General features: G+C 70.3%; 2 protein-coding genes. Both read left to right on the top strand.

All coding sequences use genetic code 11. From position 1 onward, the window contains the following. Positions 1-1,275 (top strand): chemotaxis protein CheA (locus FV228_RS29385; RefSeq protein WP_147857681.1); only part of this gene is annotated, 1,275 nt, incomplete at its 5' end. Next, a partial coding sequence (locus FV228_RS29380; protein WP_210247832.1) for a hypothetical protein occupies positions 1,275-1,494 on the top strand: 220 nt, incomplete at its 3' end. The genes FV228_RS29385 and FV228_RS29380, both read left to right, overlap by 1 nt.

Genomic DNA, 1,494 nt, shown 5'->3' with positions numbered 1-1,494 from the left:
GCGCCGGACCCTGCCGGGACGCTGCCGCAGACCTTCGCCGAGGAGGCCGCGCCGGTCGCAGCTGCCGCCGGCAAGGAGCCCGAGGGCCGCATCGCCCCAAAATCCCTGAAGGTCGACCAGGCCAAGATCGACCTGCTGATGAACCTGATCGGCGAACTCGTCGTCTCGAAGAACGCCCTGCCGTTCCTCGCCAAGCGGGCGGAGGAGACCTACGCCTCGCGGGAGATGTCCCGCGAGATCAAGGAGCAGTACGCGGTCATCGACCGGCTCGCCCAGGAGATGCAGGGCGCGATCATGCAGGTCCGCATGCTGCCGGTGGCCGAGATCTTCGACCGGTTCCCCCGGCTGGTGCGCGACCTCGCGCGCAAGCTCGGCAAGCGGATCGACCTCGCCCTCGAAGGCGAGGACACGGCGGCCGACAAGACCATCATCGAGGCGCTGGGCGACCCCCTGCTGCACATCGTCCGCAACTCCCTCGATCACGGCATCGAATCGCCGGACGAGCGCCGGGCGGCGGGCAAGTCGGCGACGGCGCGCATCCTGCTCAAGGCCCGCCAGGAGGCCGACAGCGTCGTCATCGAGGTCCAGGACAACGGCCGCGGGATCGACCCGGCCCGGATCCGCGCCGCCGCCATCGCCAAGGGCGTGATCGGCCAGGAGGAGGCGGACCGCCTGTCCGACCAGGAGGCGATCAACCTGATCTACCGCCCGGGCTTCTCGACGGCGGCGGAGATCTCGGACCTGTCCGGCCGCGGGGTCGGCATGGACGTGGTGCTGACCACCGTGGAGAAGCTCGGCGGCCAGGTCTCGGTGAGCTCCCGCCTCGGCGAGGGGACGACGACGCGCCTGGCCCTGCCGCTCAGCATGGCGGTCACCCGGATCATGATCGTGGAGGCCGCCGGCAGCCTCTACGGCGTGCCGATGGACATGATCGTCGAGACCGTGCGGGTGCCGCGCGCGCACATCCGCAGGATCAAGAAGGCCGAGACCTTCGTGCTGCGCGAGACGATCATCCCGCTGCTGCGCCTGTCGCGCCTGCTGCACCTGCCCGAGCAACAGCAGCAGCAGACCCAGGACGAGGCCGACGCCGCCGTCCTGGTCTGCCACGTCAACGGCCGGCGGGTCGGGCTGATCATCGAAAACTTCCGGGAGGGGATGGACGTGATCCTGAAGCCCCTGGAGGGCGTCCTGGCCGGCATCGGCGGCTATGCCGGCACCACGCTGCTGGGGGACGGCCGGGTCCTCCTGGTCCTCGATCTCAGGGAGCTGCTGTGATGGCCATCCGGATCGCCCGCAAGACCGTCCACCTCGAAGGGCACTGCACCGTCGAGGAGGCGCTGCCGCTGCTGGAGGCCCTGCGCAAGCCGGGCCCCCACAAGGTCGTGCTGACCAAGTGCCTCGGGCTCCACGATCATGATCCGGGTGACCGCCATGCTGAGCGGCAGGGCCAGGCGCGTCGTCGTCCCCTCGCCGAGGCGGGAGCTCACCGAGACC

The organism is Methylobacterium sp. WL18 (genome assembly GCF_008040015.1).
Lineage (GTDB): Bacteria > Pseudomonadota > Alphaproteobacteria > Rhizobiales > Beijerinckiaceae > Methylobacterium > Methylobacterium mesophilicum.
The sequence above is the reverse complement of the archived record's forward strand: the minus strand, read 5'-3'. Positions and strand labels throughout refer to the sequence as shown.